Genomic DNA, 19145 nt, shown 5'->3' with positions numbered 1-19145 from the left:
ATCGTGGACTCCACCCCGGTGGAATGCGGCCGCTCCAAGGAGACCGTCAAGCGCTCCGACCTGGCCGGCTGGGCCGAGTACGGCTACTGCGCCAGCCACAGCCGGTTCTTCTGGGGCCTGCGACTGCACCTGATCCGCACCCCGCACGGCCTGCCGGTTGCCTTTGCCCTGGCTGGGGCCAAGGCAGTCGAGTGTGATGTCCTGCTCGACATCTTCGCCACCGAACCCGATTTGCTCCACGCCCGGCCGGGCCAGACCCTGCTCGCGGACAAGAACTACTACGGCCGCCAGTTCGAGCAGCAGCTGGCAGAGCAGGGCGTACGGCTGCTGCGCCCGGCCCGCAAGGGTGAGACCCCACCATCGTCGGCCAGGCCGGCCAGGGCGTGCACGCCGCCCAGGCGGATGGCGCCGGAGTCGTCGCCGAGTTGGGAGACGGCGGTGGTGAAGCATTCGGTGTGCAGGCGGGTGGCGTCGCGCTGGGCTCCGTCTTCGTCGACGCGCTGGCGGCGGTAGGCGACGACGAGGGCGACCAGGCGCCGGCTCCGGCAACTGCGCCGAAGAAGAGTTTGACCAGGTCGAAAAGCGTCTGGGAGTCGATGCGGTGTTCGGGCTTCAGTTCCCGGGCGCCGAGCAGGCCCCATGCGGTGTAGAACACCGTGGCGGCGACCAGGATTGCGGCGGTGAAAGCAAGGGTCAGGGCGCGGCCGACCGGCCACAGGCGCAGTCCGCGCTGTTCGGCCTGGCGCCGAGACAGACGAGGGCTCATGCCTGTCAGGACTGACCAGGCGTGCGGCTGGTTGCAGGTGACCTCACTGTCTCAGTAGCTGTTGTCGTTCCGATGTTGAGGGGTGTGCGTCGAACGGGAGTCTCGATCGGGTGATCGCCAATGGCCGCGGGCATGAAGGCAGGGCCTCTTGGTAGCTCGGGGTTGCGAAGCCAACCGAGATCCAGGAGACCCTGTTGCCGCAGTTGTACGCGCTCGCGCCGATGGAGTTCCACTCGGCCGCAGCGACGTGTGATTGCGTCGCTCACCGGTTCGGGAATGCGGCCGATCACCCGGAACCTGTCCGGCGGTATCCCTCGGACATGACGGACGCGGAGTGGGCCGAGGTCCGGCCGCTGCTGCCGGTGCCCGGCTGGCTGCGCGGCCGGGGCGGACAGCCGCAGGCGTACTGCCACCGAGCGATATTGGACGCGGTCCGCTACCTGGTCGACAACGGCATCAAGTGGCGGGCCGTGCCTGCCGGCTTCCCGCCGTGGGACCGGGTCTACGATTCTTCCGCCGCTGGCGCGACCACGCCCGTCAAGGAGTTCCACGACCGGCTGCGATCGAGGATCCGCGAGAGGGAGGGGCGGGACGCGGAGCCGACGGCCGGCGTGATCGACTCGCAGTCCGTCAAGGCGGACGCCGTCGTCGGCTCGGACAGCCGTGGCTTCGACGGCGGCAAGCTGATCAACGGCCGCAAGCGGCATGTCGTGGTCGACACACTCGGTCTGCTGCTGGGGGTAATGGTCACCGCCGCGGACACCGGCGACCGCGCAGCCGCACAGGTCCTGCTCGAGCAGGTGGCCGACGCGCACCACCAGCCTCCCCTGGTCTGGGCCGACGGCGGCTACACCGGCAGCCTCGTCGAGTACTGCCCGGCCACGCTCGCCCTGGTCCTGGCGATCGTCAAGCGCAGCGACGACCACAAGGGGTTCGTGGTGCTGCCCAAGCGGTGGATCGTCGAGCGCCTCTTCGCCCACCTCATGCGCACCCGCCGCCTGGCACGCGACTTCGAGCGCCGCACCACCAGCGCCGAGGCGATGATCTACTGGTCGATGAGCCTGCTCATGACCCGCCGCCCGGCCCGCTCACGCCCGCAGCCAGCGTGAACCGGCCCGGCGCGGCTCGGCCACCCAGCCCCGGGCGACCAGGCCTTTCACCTTCGACCGCAGTGCCTCCACCCGCGCCGGCACCACGTCCATGCCGAAGCCCGCGGCCATCTCCTGGCAGGTCAACGGCCCTTGACGGAGCCCGGCCCGGTCCGCGAGCACCTTGAGGATGCGCTGGTAGCCCACCGACAGCAGCGACCAGGCCAGCCTTGGCGCCACACTGGCACCTGCGACTTCGGCCTCGCCGCCTCCCGGGGCGCCGGCTTCATGACCGCGTCCTGCGGATCCGGGGTGATCTCCATGTCCGCGGGGCTACCGCCGACCCGGAGCCAGCACCGTGTCGACCCGCCTGCGGGCGATCACCCACTCCTGCCACTCCAGCTCGGCCGCGGCCAGCTCGGCCTGGATGCGGCCGGCCTCCTCACGCAGCCCGTCGACTTGACGACGGGCAGCCAGCTCGTGTTGTTCCAGCACTCCGAATTCACCGACGGCATCCGCGACCTCCCGGGAAACGACAACCCGACAGGCCACCACTCCCACCGAATCACCGATCCCATGCCCGACCAGCGGAAACGCACCGATCACGTCCGCAAAGACAACAGCTCCTCAGGCGAGAGGGTGAAGCTGTGTGGCCCATGCCGGAGAATGACGCCTACGAGCCGATCTGCGGCGATGCAGCCTCCATCCTCGGCAAGGTCGTCGCGGTCATGCGCCGCTTGTGAGCCACGAAGGACGAGATGGCAGACGGCGCGGCAAGGATGACGAACCAGCCGGTCCTGTGCGGTGTGCCGCCATCAGAAGTGGCGTCTCAGTCATGTGCCCCCCGGACGCAGCGCACGGCGGGACGCGGCGTCCAAGGGGACTGCTCGACAACGTACCTCGACAACGGGCTGCTCATCCGACAGTCTCGTCCAGGGCGCTGTCGGCGCCGATGACGGTCTCGACTCCGCCAGGCAGTAGATCGCGTGAGCGGTACCAGTCGCGCAGCTGCGTCTCGCTGACGTCATCGGCGATCGGCTTGATGGCGTGCCGAGCGAGGGTTTTAGCGAACGGCACGTCCCGGTAATAGCCGCGGGTCGGGCCGCGGTGGTCGGCGCGCAGCTGGGCAAGCATGTCGCCGTAGCGGTCGGCATAGAGGATGCCTTCGACGACGACGTGATACCCGGCGTCCAGGACGTAGCGGGCTGTCAGGTCGAGCAGGCCGATGTTCGCGGCTCCCGGCCGGTCGCGTTCGCAGAGCACGATGCGGCGGAGGTTGCCCTGGCCGACCAGGGCCAGGCCGCGGCCGAACTTGTCACGGATGCCGACCGCGACGGACGACTTGCCCGTAGCGCTGTTGCCCCGCAGCACGACCAGCCGGGTCTGTTCGGTGCCCACCATCACCTGCGGCACGCTACCGGCCCGCGGCCCCAGAGGGCTGTGCGTTTGACCGGCCATGGAGGGGGCGCGCGGCTGTGGTCGGGGTCATGGCGGGGCGTGTGCCGTCACGGTAGACAGCTCCTTGATCCATACTCTTCAGTGGTTGCTTCCGGGAGGGGATATCCATGCAGCGCAACAGCATGCGAAGCTGTAGAAGCACGCGAAGAGTCACACGAGCAGCAGCGACGGCTGTCGTTGTCGCCAGCCTGACGAGCAGCTGCTCGTCCTACGACTCCGAGCAAGCCAAGGAGTGGCAACGGAACTACTGCACCGAGCTGGGAGCCTGGCAGCGCATCAGGAACGTCACTACTGGAAGCGTCGACGCGAACGGACAGAGAGTCCAGTCGTCCCAGTCCAGCGACGCCGACGTTGAAGGGCATGCGGTCATCTCCGCCGCGAAGCTGCTGGATCATAGGGGGCTTGACCGCGTCGGCAGCCACATCCTCGATGACACCGTTATGGCGGTCGGCGGCGACACAGACGCTGAACGCCGTGCGGTGTCCTACTGCGATGACTCCGGCTTCGAGACTCTGACCAGATGAAGACGTCGCACGGCGGCGCCGGTAGGGGACGCCTGCGCCCGGCGAGACCACGATGGCGGCGAATCCGCAGGCAGCCAGCATGGACAAGGCGTGACTTCCGCCGCGGCGGTGACGACCAGGGCGACTGACGTCGCCAGGACGTGGGTCCGGGATCAGTGGTTGATCCCGGACCCACCGGTCGGTCAGGTTCGGCGTCGTCGATTCTCCTGGGTCTGGGCAAGGCGGAAGCTGTCGGTGCCGGTCTCCACGATGTGTGCGTTGAAGGTGACCCGGTCCACGATTGCCGCGCAGAGCCGCGGCTCGGTGAAGGTCTGTTTCCACTCCGAGAACGGAGCGTTGGAGGCGACGGCGATGGCCCGTCGTTCCTCGCGCTCGGTGAACACCTGGAACAGCAGCTCCGCACCGGTCTTGTCCAGGTCGAGGTAGCCGACTCGTCCAGACAAAATGAACATCGGGCACTTGTGCGCTTCGACGAGCTTGTACGTGTCGGTGATCACGACAGATCGTTTCGCGAGTGCGTTTCATCGGTCAATAGGAAGGAAACGACCGGTGAAACGGTGGCCTGCGGGAACGTCCGTCCTGCCCGGATGTTGCAAGATGGACCACTTATGAAATGCCGACTGCGATGGAGCCGAGAGGCGTCATGGGTATTCAGGCAGGTGAGGACGGCGAGGACGCGGTTGTTGTTGTCAACGGTGATGCCGAGTTTGCCGAACAGGGGGGTCGGGTATTTGCTGATGGCGCTTTCGCTGAGGAAGAGCCGCTGGCCGATGGCCTGATTGGACAATCCTTCGGCCATGAGGCCGAGCACGGAGGTTCGCGTTCGGTGAGCCGTTCGAGCCGACGCTTCGAGGACCCGCTGGACAGCAACTTGGCGATAACGGCTGGGTCCATGGCGGTCCCGCCACCGGCGACGCGTTCCGGAGCATCGATGAACTGATCGGCGTCCAAGACCGCGAGCGCGAGCTGGGCCCGTACTGGACAACATCACCGTCCCCGGCGCGATACGTGGTTGCTTCGGGGACGTCCCTCGGAAGCAAGGGTGATGAGCAGGTACGGATCCGCGCCAGCCTCGACGCGGTGACCGCCCGCAATCCAAACATCAAGATCAGCGCGAAGGTCGCCAGCAACCACGATGCGATCCTGAAGAAGGACTTTCCGGCCGTCGCCGAGGCCCTACGCGAGGTCGCCGCCCTCGACCGCGGCCGACACTGAAGACCCGGCCAGCCGACTGACGGTCAGGCAGGCAGCGGCCTCGCCCGTGTCACGGTGAAACTCAAATGCCGGCAAACGACCGTCTGCCGACACTCACTGCGGTGAGTGTCGGCAGCTCGCGTCGGCAATCAACGTCGGTGAACCGGTCCGGCCAATGGATTCCGACGCATGTTCATCGGCTACGCGCGGGTCTCGACCACCGATACTCGGGGTGCTCCTGGCTCACCAGGAGTTCCCGGTTACCGTCGCCGGATACCGCCAACTCCTGGCCTGGGCACGCCCTTTCGGCGCCCTGATCCGAGCGGGTGTGGAGTGCACCGGATCCAACGGATCGGGCCTGACACGCTTCCTGAGCCGGGAGGACATCGACGTCGTCGAGGTCAATCAGCCCGACCGCGCCTTGCGTAGCAAGCGCGGCAAGACCGAGGCCGTCGATGCGGAGGCCGCCGCCCGCGCGGTGCTGTCCGCACGCGCCGACGTCATACCCAAGACCGGTGAGGGCCCAGCGGCCGAAATGCGCGTGCTCGGGCTGGCGAAGGAGTCGGCCGTCAAGGCCCGAACGCAGACGAAGAACCAGCTCAAGGCGATACTCGCCGGCACCTGCCGGTTGCCTCCGCGGTTCAGCCTGCGACGCTGGGTCTTTCCGGAAGATTGCTCGACGGGGCTGACGCCGCACAGAGCGGCGAACGATGCCTCGCTGGCCAGTAGGTGGAGGGTGGTCCGGATGGGCACGCCGCTCGGCGCACAGGAGGGTGGAGCCATGACCGAGACGACTTCACCGCTCACGGCGCCACATGCCGCCGAGCCGGTCGCATGGGGCGCCGCCAGGGGCGGCCGCGCCAGCCGCTTCGGCCGCGAACTGAGCTATCTCCTCTCAGGGCTGCCGACGGGCATAGCCGCGTTCATGATCGCCGTGACGGCTTCACGGCCGGAGAGGCCAGCTTCGCCGTCCTGCTCGGGCTGCCGATCCTGGTGGCCTCCCTGGTCATCGCCAGGGCCTTCGCCGGGGTGGAGCGCGGATAGGTCGCGGTGGTCACCGGTCGCGGGCTGCCGCCGCACCACTACAGGTCGTCGGGGCGTGGCACTGGACCCGTGCGCCGGCTGCACGCCCTGTGTGACCCGCAGTCCTGGCGCGACTGGCACACATGCTGGTGGCCTTCCCGCTGCGGGCTGTGACCTTCTGTATCGCGCTGACCCGGACCGTGGGCGGGCTCGGTGAGCTGCTCTACGGCGCTGGTCGTGGGGGATTCCGCGCGACGAGGACACGGCGGGGCTGCTGGACCTGTTGTTCGGCGTCTCTTCGCGGTGGGCCGACATCGCGTTCAACCCCGGCATCGGCGTGGTGCTGGCGGCGACGGCGGTTCCGGTGGTACGCGGACTCGCAGCGCTGCAGACCGGACTGGCCCGGGCTCTGCCGACGACTTCGGCCGCGCAGCGCACCCGTTGACCACGTCCATCGAACGCAACCCGGCGCACGGTCGCTCCCCGAGGGGAGGGTTGATCAGGGTTGGTGCCCGCTGATCGACCATGTGGGTGCTGTCGCGGTGGTGCGGACCACAGTGCTCCGCGGCCGCGAAGTCGCCCCTGAGCCTCCGTTCAGGGCGCCGGCCTGGGATCAATCCACAGCGCCTCGGAGACGGCGGACAGTTCGCCCTCCGCCGTGGCGAGCGCCACACCCATCATATGCTTGCGGCCGGACTCCGACAGCAGCCACGCGTACGCAATGTATGGCTCACCTGCGACGACTGGCCGCAGAATCGTGCCCGTGAGGGCTGCGGTGACCGCGCCCGGACGCTGGGTGCCGAGAAGGCGGCCCGCCCAGTTTCCCGGGCAGTCCAGGGCACACCAGACCAGTCGGGTCGGGAGGAGGCCGTCCGGGTCGGCGAAAGCGGGCGACGGGACCCAGGCACAGGCAACAAGGTCGCGACCCGGCACCGGCGTGCAGTGCATGTGCAGGCCACGGTCAGCACTACGCAGACCACAGCCGAAGCAGTCGACCACACCAGACGGCGGCGCAGCCCGGAACCTCTCGGCTGCGGCAACCGCCTCGTCCCAGGAGGGCGCGGCCGGTGTGTCAAGCAACAGCTCGGCGGGGCGCGCAGCGGCAAGGGGCCGCTCGGTCTCGCCCAACTCCACGCCCCCTCCTGCTGTTTCGGCGATCCGCACGGGCACATCTGTCGGCACCGGCCCGCGGAAATCCACCCGTACCGTCTTCGCCTCGGATCGTTCCGCCAGCACGCCGGCGACGTAGCCGCCGAAAGCCACCCCGGGATAGCCGACGTACAGCCCGGGCAGCACGATCGCGTCAGTCCTCATCATGATCCCCATCTCACCGCATCTTCGGGCCGGCTGCTCCGCCCGGCCTGGCCTATGTGAATCCTGCACTATCGCTGCGGTGCTCGGGTTCAGGGACAACTGACGATCTGTCCGGCCCAGGACAGGCCGCCGCCGAAGGCCAGCAGCAGGACTGGGGCGCCGGAGGAGAGTTCGCCGCGTTCGGTGAGCTTTGACAGGGCGAGCGGGACGGACGCGGCGGAGGTGTTTCCGGACTCGACGACGTCGTGGGCGATCACCGCGCTCTCGGGGAGGTCGAGTTGGCGTATGACGGCGTCGATGATGCGCAGGTTGGCCTGGTGCGTGACAACACTGCCAGGTCGGTCAGGGACAGGCCGGCACGTGCACAGGCTTCCCGGGCGATGGCGGGCAGTTCGCCGGTGGCCCAACGGAAGACCGCCTGGCCTTCCTGGGCGAAGTGGGGGTGCCAGCAGGCCGCGGCGCACCGCATGGCCGAGGCGGATCGAACCGCGGTCCGCCTCGACTGCCTGACAGGCAACGGCCGTTCGACCACGTACTGCCTTCGACGCCGGCCACCAGCCCGTCGGCCACGAGGAGGACGAGCCGCAGCCGGGCGGCACGACCGAGTCGTTCACCCTCATCGAAAAGCGCGTGCAGCACGGCGTCCGGGCAGAAAACGGCTCTGCCGCACGACGGTCTCGTAGGACCCGTACGTCACTGCTCGAGCAGCAGGACGGGCAGCTTGCGCATGTGATGGAAGACGACCGTGCCAGGGCCTTCGAGCTGTGCGGCCGGGGTCAGCCCGCCGGCGTAGCCGAGGGCGCGCATGCCGGCGGCGCGGGCGGCCTGGACCCCGGGGTGGCTGTCCTCGACCACCACACAGGCGGCCGGATCGACGCCCATCCGCTCGGCGGCGTACAGGAACAGATCGGGAGCGGGCTTGCCGCGCGCCACCTCCGAGGCGCTGTGGATGCGGCCCGCGAAACGCTCGTACAGGCCGGTACGCCCCAGCGTGTGACGCATCTTCTCGTGGGAGCCGCTGGACGCCACGCAGGTCGGCAGTGTGATCGCGTCGAGCGCTTCGGGCAGCCCCTCGACCGGGGTGAGCCCGGCGTCCACAGCCTCACGGTGCAACTGCTCGAACCGCTCCGCCCAGACGGCGGCCGTCTCTTCCCCGAGCCGATCGGCGACCTGCTCGCGGATGGCGGCGTGCGAACGCCCGATGAAGCGGCCCACGACCTCATCCTCGGTGAGCGGCCAGCCCAGTTCGGCGCCGAGAGTCACCTGGACACGGACAGCAATGCGCTCGCTGTCGACCAGAACTCCGTCACAGTCGAATATCACCAGTTCAATCGGCTTGATCATCCGGACAGCATAGGTCTGCGCCCAGGCCACCCAGCGATGGGAACCGATCGACAGCTGCCGACACCACCAAAAGTCGCCCCTTGAGTGGAGAAGCGCGAAACCATCAGGCGGCGGTCTCCAACGAGGACGGGGCGATGGACTCTCGCCGCCGCGCTGGCCGGCGGGTGAGGCGGCGGGTCATCATCGCGATCGCGGTCCGGACAGCAGTTGTTGACGGCGGCGTGCAGTGGCGTGCTCGCCCCAAAACCAGGTGACGATCGGTGGTGCGGGGCCCGACGGAGAGATCCGACCGGGCCGATGCGGGTGCTGCCGCCCACGGCGCTGACCATGCGCTTCCTGCCCGCGGGAGCCGAGGCGACGCCGCTGCCCCTGACCTCCTACCACCTCAACCACGCGTGCCGGCTTCGTAACTGACGGGCGACACCGCTTATCACCAGTTTGGACAGCACTTGGTGATCGCAGGGCAAGAAAATGTCGACGAGAACTGACACCGGTCATGGGCGCACTGCGGGGCGACGCTGATGAGGATCTCCGAAACCTCCACCGCGGCACGGTTGATCCACCAGACTTGCTCTTGTTTCCCGACGGAGAAGGAACGGCAAGCATGGCGAACACCGCACTTCTGGTGATGGATGTCCAACGGGACGTCGTGGCCATCGCCGACGACGGTTCCGGATATCTGCCGCGCTTGCGCAGGGCGATCGACGGTGCCCGGGCTGCGGGCATCCCCGTGATCTACGTGGTGATGGGGTTACGGCCGGGCGATCCGGAAGTCAGCCCTCGCAACAGGGTGATGAGAAACGCCGTGCGGGCCGGCCTGTTCACCGAGGGGGCCCCTGGCACCGAGATTCATCACGATGTTGCGCCCCAGCAGAACGACGTGGTGGTTACCAAGAGGCGGGGAAGCGCGTTCTCGGGCAGCGACCTCGACTTGGTACTCAGGGCTCGCGATATCGACAGCCTTGTTCTCACCGGCATCGCCACCAGCGCTGTAGTGCTGTCCACCCTGTGGCACGCCATCGACCTGGACTTCGGCCTCACCGTCCTGGCGGATGCCTGCCTCGACACCGACCCCGAGGTGCACACGATGCTCACCGAAAAGCTGTTCCCGCAGTGGGCCGATGTCGTCGCCGTCGAGGACTGGCTCAAAGCCATCGCACCGCAATAGCGGGAGGCCGTCCGGACCCCTCGCCTGCGGGGCAAGACGGCAGCGCCTCCTGCCGGCCGGTGAGGGCAGCCGACGGCGTTCTCTGCTGCTGTCCGGGCTTGGGTGACAGCGAGGCGGTAGGAGTCGGTGCCGGTCTGGTACTCCTCTCCTTTGGGGCGAGGTAGTAGGTCTTGTCGAAGTACACCGGCTCCACCTCCAGGTCGACAAAGCCGGTGACCTCGATGACCTGGGACTTGCCCGGCGCGATCTCGTCCAGCTCGTCCGGCTGCTCGCACCAGCAGACTGCTCGCCCACGCCGCCAGGGTGGGGCGGCGCAGCCGGCGGATCTGCTCGGCCAGCTCCCGGTTCCGTAGCCCGCGCGGCCGTGGCCCGCTCGTCGCGGGCGGCGGTGAACTCGCCCGGCGGCAGGCCGTACAGCTCATCGGCGTCAGCGTCCAGATCCACCCTTACGTCCCACCACTCCCCGCGTGTCGATTTCATCAGTATTGCGGCGGGTAAGAGTGTGGTTCTCGCTACGCCGCTGGAGCCGATGCTCGCCCGCTCCGTCGATGTCCTGCCGGGGCCGACGCGCTGCCCGGCGGCACGGTGTACGAGCCGAAGTTACGGACAGGGTTTCCGGCTGTCCGTTGTCCATGGCTGAAAGGATGGAGGGAGCCCTCGGGGCCGGAGGGCTCCCTCCATGTGAAGTGGGGTTGCCGTCAGCCGAATGCTGGTGGGCACTTACGAGCGGTTCATGGAGGAGCCGACCCGGCTGGCGTGCGGTGAGGGGCCAGGGCCTGCCCTGTCGGCGGGGAGAACACCGGCCAGGCCCTGGCGGATCGGGTCGCTATACCGCGAGCCAGGCCGCGTGGTCCGGTGCCAGCAGGCCGTTCTCGACAGGTCCGCTGGTCAGCAGGATCGAGGTGTCTTCGGGCAGGGGGTATGGCTGGGCCGAGAGGTTGACCAGGCAGATGAAGCCGGGGTCGCGGCTGAAGGCGAGGACTCCGGCGGGGGCGTCGAGCCAGGTGAGTGTGCCTTCACCGAGGGCCGGGTGCTCGCGGCGCAGGCGCAGGGCGGTGCGGTACAGCTCCAGCATGGAGGTTCTGTCGCCGGTTTGTGCCCCCACGCTGCGTGCGGCCCAGTCCGTGGGTTGCGGAAGCCAAGGAGTGGCGGCGGCGTTCTCGGGGCTGAAGCCGTACGGTGCGGCCTGCCCGGACCAGGGGATGGGCACTCGGCAGCCGTCGCGTCCGCGGTCGGTGTGTCCGGAGCGTTCCCAGACGGGGTCCTGGAGGACGGACTCGGGCAGGTCCTCAACCTCGGGCAGGCCGAGTTCCTCGCCCTGGTAGAGGTAGGCGCCGCCGGGCAGGGCGAGCATGAGCAGGGCTGCTGCGCGGGCACGGCGGGTGCCCAGGGCGAGGTCGGGAGGGCCTTGGGGTTCGTAGCGTTCGTTGACCATCCAGCCCCTGACTGTCTGGCGGCCGTAGCGGCTGACGTGGCGCATGACGTCGTGGTTGGAGAGCACCCAGGTGGCGGGGGCGCCCACGGCGCCGAGCATGGCGAGCGAGTCGTCGATGACCGCACGCAGGTCCTTGGCATCCCAGCCGGACATGAGGAAGTTGAAGTTGAACGCGGTGTGCAGACCGTCCTTGCGGACGTAGGCGGCGAGCCGCTCGGAGGTGTCCGCCCAGGCTTCTGCGACGAAGCACCGGTCGCCGGGAAACTCGTCGGCCACCTTGCGCCAGGTGCGGAAGATGTCGTGGACCTCATCGCGGTCCCAGTGCGGGTGGTCGGTGTGCTGCCGGGGCCGCTGGTCCGTCGGCTCGGGGCGGGGTGGCAGGTCGGGAAGTTCGGGGTGCTTGACGAGTCCGTGGGCGACGTCGATGCGGAATCCGTCGACGCCCCGGCTGAACCAGAAGCGGAGGACGGATTCGAACTCCGCGTGTACGTCGGGGTGTTCCCAGTTGAGGTCCGGTTGCTGCGGGGCGAACAGGTGCAGGTACCACTCCCCGTCGGGCAGCCGTGTCCAGGCCGGGCCGCCGAAGGCGGAGACCCAGTCGTTGGGCGGCTCGGTGCCGTCGCTTCCGCGGCCGGGCCGGAAGATGTAGCGCTCCCGCTCCGGGCTGCCCGGTCCCGCGGCCAACGCCTCCTGGAACCAGGCGTGCTGGTCGGAGGTGTGGTTGGGCACGATGTCGGGGATGACGCGGATGCCGTACCGATGAGCTTCCTCGATGAGCTGCTCGGCCTCGGCCACGGTACCGAACCGGGGGTCGATCAGCCGGTAGTCGGCCACGTCGTAGCCGTGATCCGCCTGCGGCGACTTGTACCACGGGGTGATCCAGATGGCGTCAACGCCGAGTTCCTTCAGATACGGCAGGCGGGAGCGGATGCCGGCGATGTCGCCGACGCCGTCGCCGTTTCCGTCGGCGAAGCTGCGGATGTAGACCTGGTAAATGACGGCGCTGCGCCACCATTCTGCGGTGGGAGACATGCTGCGGTGTGACTCCTTGAAGGATGGGGGGGGAGAAGGCGCGGAGCGCGGTGGCTACTTGGCCGCGCCCGCGGTGAGTCCGGCGACGATGCGGCGCTGGAAGAACAGCACCATGACCACCAGCGGGACGGTGACGAGGACGCCCGCCGCCATCTGGCTGCCGAACGGGGTCTCGAACTGGGTGGCTCCGGAGAACTTCGAGATGGCGACCGGCGCCGTCTGCATCTCGGACTTGTTGGTCATCGACAGGGCGATGAGGAACTCGTTCCAGGCGGCGATGAAGGTGATGATCGCCGTGGTGAAGATGCCCGGCGCGGCGAGCGGGACGATGACCTTGCGGAACGCCTGGCCGCGGGTGCAGCCGTCGACCATGGCGGCGTGCTCCAGTTCGTCCGGCATCTGCCGGAAGAACGTGGTCAGGTTCCACACCGCCAGCGGCAGCGCGAAGGACATACTCGGCACGATCATGGCCTGGTAGGTGTTGATCCAGCCGATCTCCGTGAACAGCTTCAGCAGCGGGACCACGATCGACACCACCGGGAACATCGAGGTGGTGATGATCAGCGTGAGTACCAGCCGCTTGAACCTGAACTCCAGCCGGGCCATCGCGTAGGCGGTGAAGGTGGCCAGCAGCAGCGCCAGGACGGTCGTGATGCCGGCGACGATCAGGCTGTTGAGCAGCGCGCGGGTGAACCCCTGGGAGGGGTCGAACACCGCCTGGTAGTTCTCGAAGGACACCGGGGAGGGAAGCAGGGAGGTGTCGAAGATGTCGGACGTACGCCGCAGACTGGAGACCAGCATCCAGTAGAAGGGGGCCAGGCAGTAGGCCACCATCGCGACGACACCTGCGTACACCAGCCAGGTGCGCCATTTCGCCGAGGCCATCATGCCGTCACCTCCGTACGGCGGGAGAACGTCATCGTCCGGCGCCGGCCGCTGCCATGGCGCCTGCTCTTGCCGCCGCCGTCGACGAGATCGGCACACAGCAGCCGGGCAAAGCCCAGCGCGATGAGGAAGACGTAGAGGAAAAGGAGCACCGAGTAGGCGGCAGCCGGTCCGAAGCGGACGTTGGACGCCTCGTTCTGCGCAAGCATGGACAGCGTTTCCACCGAGGTCTTCTGGGCGCCGACGAGGACGTAGGGCAAGTCGAACATGCGCAGCGCGTCCAGGCAGCGGAACAGCACCGCCACCAGCAGGGCGGGCTTCACCAGGGGCAGGGTGATGTGCCAGAACTGGCGCAGAGGGCTGGCCCCGTCGAGCCTTGCGGCCTCGTACACCTCCTTGCCGATCACCTGCAGTCCGGCCAGGACCAGCAGTCCGACGAAGGGGGCGGTCTTCCACACCTCGGCGACGATGACCGCGACCTTGGCGTGGAAGCCCTCGGTGGTCCACAAGACCTGGTGGCCGATGAGGGTGTTGACGATGCCGTCGCTGTTGAAGTTCCACCGCCACAGCAGGCCGGAGATGGCGGTGGGCACGGCCCATGGGATGAGGATGCCGGCCCGTACCAGGGCCCGGCCCTTGAATGCCTGGTGCATGATCAGCGCCATGGCCACGCCGATCACCGTCTCCAGCCCGACGGTGACGACGGTGAAGAAGGTGGTGTTCCAGAAGGCGTTCCAGAACCGTTCTCCGGCCTCGCCGAAGATGTCAGCGTAGTTCTGCAGGCCGACGAACGGCTCGGTGGTGCTGATGAAGCCGGTCCTGGGGTCCAGTCCCTTGGGCCCGTAGAGCGACTCGTGCAGTGCCATGATCGTCGGATAGAGAACGACCACCGCCAGCACCAGCAGGGTCGGGGACACCAGCAGTGCCGCCATCCGCCCCGAACCCGCCGTCGCCCGGGAGCCTCCGCGCCGGTGAACCGCCGGCGCGGGGGTCTTGTTGTCACGGCCGCCTGGCCGTGCGGCGGCGGCCTCGGGCGGGACCTTGGTACCGGCCATCATCCTGCTCCTCACTGCGCTGTGGACTTCTGCAGGTCGCTCTGCAGGTCCTTCAGCGCCTCACCGCTGCTTTTGCTGCCGGTCAGCGCGGCGTACGTCTCCTGCTGGATCGCCGAAGTCACATCGCCGTACTGCACGACCCGCGGACGCGGCACCGCGCGTTCAATGGACTCCTTGAGGACGGGCAGGTACGGGAACTGCTTGGCCAGCGACGCGTCGTCGTACAGGGCCGTGTACTGCGGGGCGAGGGAGGCGTCCTTGAGGAACGTGCCCGCGGTCTCCTGGCTGGTGAAGAACTTCATGAAGTCCAGCGCCGTGGCCTTGTTCTTGGCGAAGGACGACAGACCCAGGTTGTGACCGCCCAGGCTGGAGGAGCCGGGCCCGTTCAGGCCGGGCAGCGGCGCGGCCGCGAACTTCCCCGCGATCTCGCTCTTCTGCGCCAGGGAGTACACGTACGGCCAGTTGCGCAGGAAGATCAGCTTGCCGTCCTGGAACGCCTGACGGCTCTCCTCCTCCTGGTAGGTGATGCCCTCCTTGGGGATCGTCCCGTCCTTGAGGGAGTCGACGAGGAAGTCCAGGCCCTTCTTCGCCTCCGCGGTGTCCACGTTCGGCTTGCCGTTGTCGTCGGTGATGACGCCGCCCGCGGAGTTCACCGCCTCGGCGAAGTTCACGGTCAGACCCTCGTACTTCTGCAACTGCCCGGCGTAGCACGACATGCCCTTGGCCTCGGGCAGCTTCTTCACCTTGGCGCAGGCGTCCTTCATCTCCGCCCAGGTCGTCGGCGCCTTGCTGATGCCGGCCTTCTTCAGCAGGTCGGTGCGGTAGTACAGCAGGCCGCCGTCCGACGTGCCCGGTGCCGCGTACAGACCGCCGCGGTACTGCGCCGTCTCCACCACCGGCTTCAGCATCTCGTCCAGCGGGAACTGCTTCTCGGGCAGCTTGTCGACCCACTGATGGGCGGCGAACTCCGAGGTCCACACGGCATCGAGATAGAGCACCGTGTAGGCGTCGGACTTCGTCTCCGCGTTCTGGATCATCTGCTGGCGCTGCGCGTCCGGATCTGTCGGCAACTGGATGAAGGTGACCTTCTCCTTCGGGTGCGCCTTGTTCCAGCGGTCGATCACCGCCTGGAAGACGCCGGTGCTGTCCTTGCCGGCCACGAACGAGATGGGGCCACGGCCCTCGAACGCGCTGCCCGCCTGCTCCCCGGAGTCACCTGTTCCGGACGAGCCGCAGGCGGTCAGGACGAGCCCGGCGGCGACGAGCGCAGCGGAGCACTGAAGGGCTCTGGTGGTCTGGATCTTCACTGTCTCTCCTGGTTGTGCGGAACCGAAGCCGGGGCCGACTCCCTGTAGAGGAGTCGCTGCCTCGATGACTCTGAGATGCCTCTGTTGTGAGACTGCGTTGTCGCGACACTTGGTAGATAAATACTGCAGGTCAAAGCACTGAAGGGTCACTCCGCCGGGATAACTTCGACTCCGCTGAGACAACGCTTGCACCGTAGGAGTGCACGCAGGGGAAGTCAATGCGTTACTTCCAGGTAATAAAGAGTCTGCGGGGCCGAAGACGTGGTTCCTATACGGGCATTCAGGGCACTCTAGGGCGTGACAGCGCTGTCACAGCGAGCCGCCCACGCGGCGGGTTTCGTGCTACCGTCCGCTCATGCCACCAGCTCAGCGACACCCCACGATGGCCGACGTCGCCGAACGGGCCGGGGTCTCGACCTCGACCGTCTCACGCACCCTGCGTGGCCTGTCCACTGTCTCGCCGGAGGTTCGCTCCCGGGTCGAGCAGGCCGCGCGCGAGCTGAACTTCGCGGTCTCGCGTCAGGCTGCGAGCCTGGTCACCGGCAGGACCGGGGTGATGGCTGTGCTCGTACCGACGCTCACCTCGTGGTTCATGGGCTCGTCCCTGTCCAGCCTGGGCCCGCTGCTGCGAGCGGCCGGCATGGAGATGAACGTCTACGTGGTCCCCGACATGGCCGAGCGCACCGCGTTCTTCGAGCACCTCCCGGCGCGGCGGAACGCCGACGCGCTACTGGTCTTCTGCTTCGACCTCACCGAAGAGGAGACCGAGCGGCTGGACGACCTCGGCATGCCGGTCATCTATGTCAGCCAGCACGTCGACGGCCGGCCCAGCGTCTATGTCGACGACATGGCAGGCGCCCGGAAGGCCACCCACCACCTGCTCAACCTCGGACACCGCCGGATCGCCTTCGCCCACACGGTGGGGGCCAGAGGCTTCAGCTTCAGCTCCCAGGAGCGGCTGCTCGGCTACCGGCAGGCGCTCACCGAAGCGGGCATCCCCCCGGACGACGACCTGGTGGTCGGCGCGCCACCCCAGGACAGGCGCAGCGTCATGGAGGCGGTGGGACAGTTGCTGAGCCTGCAGAAGCCTCCCACGGCCATCTTCGCCGAACAGGACGAACTGGCCGCCTCCCTCATCGGGGTCCTGCGCAAGACGCGGATCGAGGTGCCCGAGCGGATGTCCGTCCTCGGCTTCGACGACCAGCCGCTGGCCGAGTGGCTCGACCTGTCCACGGTGGCCCAGTCACCCTCGGACATCGGCCGCGAGGTCGGCGAACTGGCCCTGAAACTCATCAACGACTCCGACACGGACCACAAGCGGCACATCGTCCTGCCCACCCATGTGATTCCGCGGGGTACCACCGCTCCGCCGCCCAACACTCAGGACGAGCGGGAGGGCTGCGGCGAGCCGACGCACATCTGATGAGTTGGGCTGCGTGTGACGGACCCGGTCGCCGGATCACCGCGGTGATCAACGGATCAACGGGTGCCTGGGCGGCCGTGGACGCGAGCCCAGACCTCCGCCAGGCGGCCTGGACCTCCCCGGTGGTCAGGCCCTTCGCGGCCAGTGAGATCACCATCTCGTCCACCCCGGTCAGGCGCTTCTGCCGCTTCTTGACGATCTTTGGCTCGAGGGAACCGTCCCGGTCGCGGGGCACGGCTGTCTCCACCGGTCCCACGTCGGTCAGCACGGTCTTGGAGCGTTTGCCGTTGCGGGAGTTGCCGCCGCCCTTGCCCGCCGGATCGTGCTTGTCATGGCCGAGGTGATCGGTGATCTCGCCCTCGAGGGCGGACTCCAGCAGCCGCTTGGTCAACTGCTGCAGCAGCCCGCCCTCACCCGTCAGCCGCGGACCCTCCGCCTGGGCCTGGCTCACCACATCGGGGCTATTCGGGGCAACGGCGGGCGTTGTGCGGCGAGGTGAGAGGAGCTCGGACATACATTGGGCGCCCATGAGACACCTACCGCCTGACCAGGTCCTCGGCCCAGGACGGCGCAGCGCCCTCTCCGGGCTCGTGGGCGTGGCGGGGGCCGCCCTGCTGGCCACAGGCTGCACCACCACGGAGGCCTCCTCCGCGCAGCCCCCGACCTCGGGTACGGCCTCCGCCTCCGGCGCCGGGGCCACGCCAGGCGTGATGACGCTGTTCAGCAACCCGGAGTTCAATTTCAACGGGCTCTTGGCGCTCGGCGGCTCCGACCAGGGCAGCAGCGACGTGGGCGAGGTGCTCACCGCCGTGAACGCGATCACCAAGGCCGGCCTGTCCGCACAGACGTACGTCGAGACCTTCAGGAAGCTCGGCGACCAGCTGATGAAGGCACCCGAGGGCGCCGAAGCCGACCGGGAGACCAGGCGCTTCCGGGCACTGAGGGCGTCGCAGTACTACTCCCAGGCGCTCTTCTTCGTCCTCGGGTCCGACGACCCGGGCAGTGAGGAGCAGCTGTACAAGGCCTGCCGCGGCGCATGGGACATCTTCTGCAAACTGTGCGATCCGGCGCCGGTGACAGCGAACGTTCCGTATGGGACGACCCCACTGCCCGTGTGGTTCTTCCGCCCCGACGCCTCAGGACGCCGCCGCCCCACCGTGATCCTCACCAACGGCAGCGACGGGCAGAACGTCGACATGTGGACGTACGGCGTCTCCGCCGCGCTGAGCCGGGACTGGAACGCCCTCGTCTACGAAGGGCCCGGCCAGGGGCAGATGATCTTCGTGAACCAGGTGGTGTTCAGCCCGCGCTGGGAGACCGTGGTCACGCCGCTTGTCGACTGGCTGATCGCCCGTTCCGACGTGGACACCGGCAAAATCGCTCTCGCGGGGCTGAGCATGGGGGGCGACCTGGCTCCGCGGGCCGCGGCCTTCGAACAGCGGATCGCCGCGGTGGCGGCGATGCCCGGCTGCCTGAACCCGTGGCTGGGCTTCGGCGAGCTCCGGAAGATTCTCACTCCGAGCAAGGAGGAGACCAACAACGTCTGGAACAAGGAGGTCGCCCCAAAACTGTCGCCCGCCGAGGCGGCGGCGGTGAAAAAGCGCTTCGAGCCCTTCTCCGTGCCGGCGATGCTCGCCGCCCGCCAGGGCAGGCTCTTCACCGATTTCTACACCCCGGCCAAGCTCATCGAGTCGCTCGACATCACGGACACCGTGGGCCGTATCAAGGCGCCCACGCTGGTCCTCGACTACGACTTCGAGCAGTTCTACCCGGGCCAGCCTCACCAGATGTTCGACAAACTGACGGCCCCGAAGAAGTACGTGAAGCTCACCGCGGCGACCGGCGCGCAGCTGCACTGCTCGCCCATGGCTCCCCGGCAGCACTGCGAGGTCGTCTTCGACTGGCTGCAGGAGACACTTCAGCGCGGCTGACCCCCGCTGCCTCAACCCCTGACTCCGGGAGGTGGAACGACTCCCGGATGAGTTGCCCGAATCGAGTGGACGCCGGTGCGGCAACGGGAAGCAAGCCCGGCGCTCCCCGGCTGCGAGCAGGATCTGCTGGAAGAAGCCAGCCCCGCGGCTTCCGACGCCGGAAAGTGGATCTCGGCCGTCCGATGAGCTTGACTCGCG

17 protein-coding genes and 8 pseudogenes are annotated in these 19145 nt (G+C 68.1%); 10 read left to right on the top strand and 15 right to left on the bottom strand.

Going from position 1 to position 19145, the window contains the following annotated elements; genetic code table 11:
* Both ACIBBH_RS17895 and ACIBBH_RS17890 read left to right on the top strand, forming a co-directional pair.
* On the top strand, positions 1-513 hold a 513-nt coding region (locus ACIBBH_RS17895), incomplete at its 5' end, for a transposase (protein ID WP_399405536.1).
* 573 nt (positions 514-1086) lie between these two features.
* The gene (locus ACIBBH_RS17890; RefSeq protein WP_399405534.1) at positions 1087-1875 is read left to right on the top strand and encodes an IS5 family transposase; all 789 of its coding nucleotides are present in this window, start codon (positions 1087-1089) and stop codon (positions 1873-1875) included.
* Here ACIBBH_RS17890 and ACIBBH_RS17885 read toward each other — a convergent pair.
* Positions 1832-2369, bottom strand: a pseudogene (locus ACIBBH_RS17885) (hypothetical protein). The gene ACIBBH_RS17890 and the pseudogene ACIBBH_RS17885 overlap by 44 nt on opposite strands.
* 114 nt (positions 2370-2483) lie before the next feature.
* On the opposite strand from ACIBBH_RS17885, the pseudogene ACIBBH_RS17880 reads away from it, so the two are divergent.
* Positions 2484-2597, top strand: a pseudogene (locus ACIBBH_RS17880) (repressor LexA); the annotation flags it as partial.
* A 172-nt stretch (positions 2598-2769) separates the two neighbouring features.
* On the opposite strand, the gene ACIBBH_RS17875 reads toward ACIBBH_RS17880, so the two are convergent.
* Positions 2770-3255: a kinase gene (locus ACIBBH_RS17875; protein WP_399405557.1), complete on the bottom strand. Its 486-nt coding sequence runs from the start codon at positions 3253-3255 to the stop codon at positions 2770-2772.
* A 164-nt stretch (positions 3256-3419) separates the two neighbouring features.
* On the opposite strand from ACIBBH_RS17875, the gene ACIBBH_RS17870 reads away from it, so the two are divergent.
* The gene (locus ACIBBH_RS17870; RefSeq protein ID WP_399405533.1) at positions 3420-3836 is read left to right on the top strand and encodes a hypothetical protein; all 417 of its coding nucleotides are present in this window, start codon (positions 3420-3422) and stop codon (positions 3834-3836) included.
* Between the two features lie 182 nt (positions 3837-4018).
* Here ACIBBH_RS17870 and ACIBBH_RS17865 read toward each other — a convergent pair whose 3' ends face one another.
* Entirely contained in the window at positions 4019-4288 is a 270-nt protein-coding gene (locus ACIBBH_RS17865) for an ATP-binding protein (RefSeq protein ID WP_399405555.1), read from the bottom strand.
* A 197-nt stretch (positions 4289-4485) separates the two neighbouring features.
* Positions 4486-4793 (bottom strand): annotated as a pseudogene (locus ACIBBH_RS17860) (helix-turn-helix transcriptional regulator); the annotation flags it as partial.
* A 123-nt stretch (positions 4794-4916) separates the two neighbouring features.
* Between ACIBBH_RS17860 and ACIBBH_RS17855 the strand changes: the two are divergent.
* Together ACIBBH_RS17855 and ACIBBH_RS17850 are read left to right on the top strand one after the other, a co-directional pair.
* A complete protein-coding gene (locus ACIBBH_RS17855; RefSeq protein WP_399405563.1) occupies positions 4917-5051 on the top strand; it encodes a hypothetical protein in 135 nt (44 codons plus the stop codon).
* A gap of 154 nt (positions 5052-5205) precedes the next feature.
* Positions 5206-5592 (top strand): annotated as a pseudogene (locus ACIBBH_RS17850) (transposase); the annotation flags it as partial.
* Positions 5593-5636: 44 nt separating this feature from the next.
* Here the strand turns inward: ACIBBH_RS17850 and ACIBBH_RS17845 are convergent.
* Together ACIBBH_RS17845 and ACIBBH_RS17840 are read right to left on the bottom strand one after the other, a co-directional pair.
* A pseudogene (locus ACIBBH_RS17845) lies at positions 5637-5756 on the bottom strand (transposase); the annotation flags it as partial.
* Between the two features lie 197 nt (positions 5757-5953).
* Positions 5954-6088: a hypothetical protein gene (locus tag ACIBBH_RS17840; RefSeq protein WP_399405531.1), complete on the bottom strand. Its 135-nt coding sequence runs from the start codon at positions 6086-6088 to the stop codon at positions 5954-5956.
* A 248-nt stretch (positions 6089-6336) separates the two neighbouring features.
* On the opposite strand from ACIBBH_RS17840, the gene ACIBBH_RS17835 reads away from it, so the two are divergent.
* A complete protein-coding gene (locus ACIBBH_RS17835) occupies positions 6337-6498 on the top strand; it encodes a hypothetical protein (RefSeq protein ID WP_399405529.1) in 162 nt (53 codons plus the stop codon).
* A gap of 149 nt (positions 6499-6647) precedes the next feature.
* Here the strand turns inward: ACIBBH_RS17835 and ACIBBH_RS17830 are convergent, their stop codons facing one another.
* The 3 genes and pseudogenes from ACIBBH_RS17830 to ACIBBH_RS17820 all read right to left on the bottom strand — a co-directional run bounded on the left by ACIBBH_RS17830 (position 6648) and on the right by ACIBBH_RS17820 (position 8711).
* The gene (locus ACIBBH_RS17830; RefSeq protein WP_399405527.1) at positions 6648-7379 is read right to left on the bottom strand and encodes a hypothetical protein; all 732 of its coding nucleotides are present in this window, start codon (positions 7377-7379) and stop codon (positions 6648-6650) included.
* Between the two features lie 77 nt (positions 7380-7456).
* Positions 7457-7815 (bottom strand): annotated as a pseudogene (locus ACIBBH_RS17825) (3-oxoacyl-[acyl-carrier-protein] synthase III C-terminal domain-containing protein); the annotation flags it as partial.
* Between the two features lie 245 nt (positions 7816-8060).
* Positions 8061-8711 (bottom strand): HAD family hydrolase, encoded by a 651-nt coding sequence (locus ACIBBH_RS17820; protein WP_399405526.1) that lies wholly within the window; start codon positions 8709-8711, stop codon positions 8061-8063.
* A gap of 604 nt (positions 8712-9315) precedes the next feature.
* Here ACIBBH_RS17820 and ACIBBH_RS17815 point away from each other — a divergent pair.
* Complete coding sequence (locus tag ACIBBH_RS17815; RefSeq protein WP_399405524.1) at positions 9316-9879, top strand: cysteine hydrolase family protein; 564 nt, start codon at positions 9316-9318, stop codon at positions 9877-9879.
* A 148-nt stretch (positions 9880-10027) separates the two neighbouring features.
* Here the strand turns inward: ACIBBH_RS17815 and ACIBBH_RS17810 are convergent.
* The 5 genes and pseudogenes from ACIBBH_RS17810 to ACIBBH_RS17790 form a co-directional block, all read right to left on the bottom strand.
* A pseudogene (locus ACIBBH_RS17810) lies at positions 10028-10147 on the bottom strand (Ku protein); the annotation flags it as partial.
* A 558-nt stretch (positions 10148-10705) separates the two neighbouring features.
* Positions 10706-12346, bottom strand: coding sequence for a glycoside hydrolase family 13 protein (locus tag ACIBBH_RS17805; RefSeq protein WP_399405522.1), 1641 nt, complete (start codon positions 12344-12346; stop codon positions 10706-10708).
* Between the two features lie 54 nt (positions 12347-12400).
* Complete coding sequence (locus ACIBBH_RS17800) at positions 12401-13234, bottom strand: carbohydrate ABC transporter permease (protein ID WP_399405520.1); 834 nt, start codon at positions 13232-13234, stop codon at positions 12401-12403.
* The gene (locus ACIBBH_RS17795) at positions 13231-14289 is read right to left on the bottom strand and encodes a carbohydrate ABC transporter permease (RefSeq protein ID WP_399405518.1); all 1059 of its coding nucleotides are present in this window, start codon (positions 14287-14289) and stop codon (positions 13231-13233) included. Before ACIBBH_RS17795 ends, ACIBBH_RS17800 begins: the two co-directional genes overlap by 4 nt.
* 8 nt (positions 14290-14297) lie before the next feature.
* Complete coding sequence (locus ACIBBH_RS17790; RefSeq protein WP_399405516.1) at positions 14298-15593, bottom strand: ABC transporter substrate-binding protein; 1296 nt, start codon at positions 15591-15593, stop codon at positions 14298-14300.
* 355 nt (positions 15594-15948) lie between these two features.
* Here ACIBBH_RS17790 and ACIBBH_RS17785 point away from each other — a divergent pair, with 355 nt between their 5' ends.
* Positions 15949-17016 carry a LacI family DNA-binding transcriptional regulator gene (locus tag ACIBBH_RS17785; protein ID WP_399405514.1) on the top strand — a complete coding sequence of 356 codons (1068 nt, stop codon included), beginning with the start codon at positions 15949-15951 and terminating at the stop codon, positions 17014-17016.
* Between the two features lie 106 nt (positions 17017-17122).
* Here the strand turns inward: ACIBBH_RS17785 and ACIBBH_RS17780 are convergent.
* Positions 17123-17530 (bottom strand): annotated as a pseudogene (locus tag ACIBBH_RS17780) (transposase); the annotation flags it as partial.
* 13 nt (positions 17531-17543) lie between these two features.
* Here ACIBBH_RS17780 and ACIBBH_RS17775 point away from each other — a divergent pair.
* The gene (locus ACIBBH_RS17775; protein ID WP_399405512.1) at positions 17544-18947 is read left to right on the top strand and encodes an alpha/beta hydrolase family protein; all 1404 of its coding nucleotides are present in this window, start codon (positions 17544-17546) and stop codon (positions 18945-18947) included.
* Positions 18948-19145 lie beyond the last annotated feature (198 nt).

The organism is Streptomyces sp. NPDC051636 (assembly GCF_044453765.1).
In the GTDB taxonomy this organism is placed as follows: Bacteria; Actinomycetota; Actinomycetes; order Streptomycetales; family Streptomycetaceae; genus Streptomyces.
Note: the sequence above shows the minus strand (reverse complement) of the source record. Positions and strands in the feature narration are given on the sequence as shown.

What these genes read in the sequence shown, in the direction of transcription:
- ACIBBH_RS17890 (WP_399405534.1), top strand. Translation starts at nt 1,087, where the DNA reads ATGACGGACGCGGAGTGGGCCGAGGTCCGGCCGCTGCTGCCGGTGCCC.
- ACIBBH_RS17875 (WP_399405557.1), bottom strand. Translation starts at nt 3,255, where the DNA reads ATGGTGGGCACCGAACAGACCCGGCTGGTCGTGCTGCGGGGCAACAGC.
- ACIBBH_RS17870 (WP_399405533.1), top strand. Translation starts at nt 3,420, where the DNA reads ATGCAGCGCAACAGCATGCGAAGCTGTAGAAGCACGCGAAGAGTCACA.
- ACIBBH_RS17865 (WP_399405555.1), bottom strand. Translation starts at nt 4,288, where the DNA reads ATGTTCATTTTGTCTGGACGAGTCGGCTACCTCGACCTGGACAAGACC.
- ACIBBH_RS17830 (WP_399405527.1), bottom strand. Translation starts at nt 7,379, where the DNA reads ATGGGGATCATGATGAGGACTGACGCGATCGTGCTGCCCGGGCTGTAC.
- ACIBBH_RS17820 (WP_399405526.1), bottom strand. Translation starts at nt 8,711, where the DNA reads ATGATCAAGCCGATTGAACTGGTGATATTCGACTGTGACGGAGTTCTG.
- ACIBBH_RS17815 (WP_399405524.1), top strand. Translation starts at nt 9,316, where the DNA reads ATGGCGAACACCGCACTTCTGGTGATGGATGTCCAACGGGACGTCGTG.
- ACIBBH_RS17805 (WP_399405522.1), bottom strand. Translation starts at nt 12,346, where the DNA reads ATGTCTCCCACCGCAGAATGGTGGCGCAGCGCCGTCATTTACCAGGTC.
- ACIBBH_RS17800 (WP_399405520.1), bottom strand. Translation starts at nt 13,234, where the DNA reads ATGATGGCCTCGGCGAAATGGCGCACCTGGCTGGTGTACGCAGGTGTC.
- ACIBBH_RS17795 (WP_399405518.1), bottom strand. Translation starts at nt 14,289, where the DNA reads ATGATGGCCGGTACCAAGGTCCCGCCCGAGGCCGCCGCCGCACGGCCA.
- ACIBBH_RS17785 (WP_399405514.1), top strand. Translation starts at nt 15,949, where the DNA reads ATGCCACCAGCTCAGCGACACCCCACGATGGCCGACGTCGCCGAACGG.
- ACIBBH_RS17775 (WP_399405512.1), top strand. Translation starts at nt 17,544, where the DNA reads ATGAGACACCTACCGCCTGACCAGGTCCTCGGCCCAGGACGGCGCAGC.